Origin of the sequence: Rhodoferax sp., assembly GCF_014859475.1 — a bacterium.
GTDB lineage: Bacteria > Pseudomonadota > Gammaproteobacteria > Burkholderiales > Burkholderiaceae_C > Rhodoferax.
In genome coordinates, this window is sequence record NZ_JACUUE010000277.1 from 1 (window position 1) to 2,619 (window position 2,619).

The 2,619-nt window shown below is 64.5% G+C and carries 3 protein-coding genes; all 3 read left to right on the forward strand.

The genetic code is table 11. The features are described 5' to 3' along the window. Positions 1-86 precede the first annotated feature (86 nt). The 3 genes from IBX54_RS14275 (at position 87) to IBX54_RS14285 (ending at position 2,614) form a co-directional block, all read left to right on the forward strand. Positions 87-365 carry a 2Fe-2S iron-sulfur cluster-binding protein gene (locus IBX54_RS14275; protein WP_296543320.1) on the forward strand — a complete coding sequence of 93 codons (279 nt, stop codon included), beginning with the start codon at positions 87-89 and terminating at the stop codon, positions 363-365. Then, entirely contained in the window at positions 352-1,698 is a 1,347-nt protein-coding gene (locus tag IBX54_RS14280) for an FAD-dependent oxidoreductase (RefSeq protein WP_296543321.1), read from the forward strand. The genes IBX54_RS14275 and IBX54_RS14280 overlap by 14 nt, the downstream gene beginning before the upstream one ends. Before the next feature lie 73 nt (positions 1,699-1,771). After that, positions 1,772-2,614, forward strand: a complete 843-nt coding sequence (locus tag IBX54_RS14285) for a transporter substrate-binding domain-containing protein (protein ID WP_296543322.1) — start codon at positions 1,772-1,774, stop codon at positions 2,612-2,614. Positions 2,615-2,619: the final 5 nt, after the last annotated feature.

The window sequence follows — 2,619 nt, forward strand, 5'->3', positions numbered from 1 at the left end:
AGCGTAGCGTGGCAGTCCATGCTCGGGAGCGGTTGGTTTTGAGGTTTAATCGATCACTCAATTTGTGCCAACGTAGCAGCGAAAAAATGATCGACAAAACATTCTTCTGGTTGGGTCACCCGGTCGTTTTTCGGCCTGGGGAAACCTTTGCCGCCGCCTTGCGCCGCGCGGGGCTGGACGACCTGGGGCCCGCCATGGGGCACTTGCATGGCCGCTATTTTTGCGGCATCGGCGCCTGCCAGGCCTGCCTGGTGTCGATCAGCGGGGCGGCACCGGTAGAAGCCTGTCTGACACCGGCGCGCGCTGGCGTGCAAGTGACGCTGGCCGCGCCCCCAGTTTGCGAGGTGCACCGTGTCAGCGCCTGATTTGCAGCCTGATGTCTTGGTGGTGGGGGGTGGCCCGGCCGGTGTGGCCGCTGCGGTGGCGCTGGCCGCCATGGGTTTGCGTGTGCTGCTGGCTGAGCAGCGTGACTGTTTGGGCGGTGCCATCCACCGTGCCTACGCCGGGCTCGGTCGCAGCCCGGTCAAGCGCAATGCGCACCATGAACGCCGTTGGCAGGCTTTGCTGGCGCAGCTGCAGCAGGCACAGCAAGAAGGTGGGCGGCTCAGCTTGCAATTGCAATCTGTTTTTTTGGGTGTTGAGGGTGCTGGCCGCTACCTGCTTGATGACCGGATTGCCGCTCGGGTGCGCGCTGTTCGCCCGCGCGCCGTGGTGCTGGCCGTCGGTGGGGTCGAGCGCGTGCTGCCAGTGCCGGGGTGGGAGTTGCCGGGCGTGAGCACGGTGGGTGGCATGCAGGTGCAGCTCAAGGAAACCGGTGAAGCACCACAGGGCCCGATTCTGGTGGCCGGCAGCGGGCCGCTGCCGCTGGCTTATGCCGCCCAATTGGCCGCCGCCGGTCACCCGCCCTTGGCGCTGCTGGAGCGCGGCACGCCTTTTGGCACGGCGCTGGCGCAGCCTGGCGCGGCCTTCAACGGCTTGCGCCGGTGGCAGCCGGTGGCCGAGGCACTGGGCTATGCCCGCCAGTTGTGGCGCGCGCGTGTGCCCTATCACACCGGCTGTCGGGTCACGGCCATTGAGGCGCTGGCACAGGGGCTGCGCGTGACTGCGCTCAATCAGTGCGGCCAGACTCTGGTGTACGAGGTGGCGCACCTGGCCTTGCACGACGGCCTTGAAGTCAATCAGACGGGTTTGCCACAGCAAACAGCGGCGGGTCTGCCCGTGGTTTGGGCGGGCGATTGCCGCGAGGTGCTGGGTGCCGAGGCTGCCGTGCAAGACGGCCGTCGGGCTGCGCAGCAAGTGGCAGCGGCTCTGGGCCAGGCAGGTACCAAGGCCAGTCTGGATGCACCCTTGCAGGCGGCCCGGCGTTTGCAGGCGGCGCTGCGCACGCTGTACCAGGCTCCGGCTGACGGCACCGGCATCAGCCCCGAGCTTGCGCCAGAGACTGTGGTCTGCCGCTGCGAAGGTTTGCGTGCCTCGGGCTTTGCCGCATTGCAGGGCGCTGGCTCTGCGCACGAAATTCGGGTGGTCGGGCGCTTTGCCATGGGGGCTTGTCAGGGCCGTTTTTGCGCGCGCAACGCCCAGGCGCTGGCCGCCCAGGCGGGGGTGGCGTTTGAGCCTCAAGACCTGCACGGCAGTGTGCCGCGCTGGCCGCTTCGGCCGGTGTCGGTGGCAGCGCTGGCCGCCTATGCCGATAACTAGCCGATGACGCGCCAAAGCGGGATCGATCCATGATTTTTGCAACCGGCAATTTTGCCTTTACCAGGAGAAGACGATGACCTTGAAACAACGACGCCATTTCACCATGGCTGTGGCTGCCTTGGCGGCAAGCTGCTTTGCCGGCGCTGCGCTGGCGCAGGCGCCTGATCAAACCACCTGGGAGCGCATCAACAGCACCAAGACCCTGCGCGTGGGTGCGGTTGCCGGTGCGCCGCCCAATTACCAGAAAAATCTGGTCACTGGCGAGTGGAGCGGCATCATGGTGGACCTGGCCAAAGACCTGGCAGCCAGGCTGGGCGTCAAGCTGGTGGTGACCGAAACCACCTGGGGCAACTCGGTGCTCGATTTGCAGACCAACAAGCTCGACATCTTCTTTGGCCTCAACCCGACACCGCAACGCCGCGAGGTGATCGACTTCACCGTGCCGCTGTACCAGAACGCTTTCACGCTGATTGCCAAAAAAGGTTTCGAGGCCAAAACCTGGGACGAGCTGAACAAACCCGAGGTGACGATTGCGGTCGATGTGGGTTCCTCCTACGACAACCTGGTGACCGCCATGTATGACAAGGCCAAAATTTTGCGCTTTGAGAAATCCAACGATGCCACCATGGCAGTGCAAACCGGCCGTGCCGACGTGCAGCCGCTGGTGGTTACGGTGTCGGCCGGCATCCTCAAGAAAAACCCCAACATTGGTCACCTCATCGTGCCCGAGCCCGTCAAGGGCACCACCACCAACGCCGGCCTGCGCAAAGAGGCCGACAAGACCTGGCAGGCTTATGTGGACAAATGGATCACCGAGCTGCGCGCAGCCGACAAGGTGAACCCGATCGTGCTGTCGAATCTGGACAAACTCATGGGCATCAAGCCCGCAGAGATTCCGGTCATCGTCAAGTTCTGATACCG

What these genes read in the sequence shown, in the direction of transcription:
- IBX54_RS14275 (WP_296543320.1), top strand. Translation starts at nt 87, where the DNA reads ATGATCGACAAAACATTCTTCTGGTTGGGTCACCCGGTCGTTTTTCGG.
- IBX54_RS14285 (WP_296543322.1), top strand. Translation starts at nt 1,772, where the DNA reads ATGACCTTGAAACAACGACGCCATTTCACCATGGCTGTGGCTGCCTTG.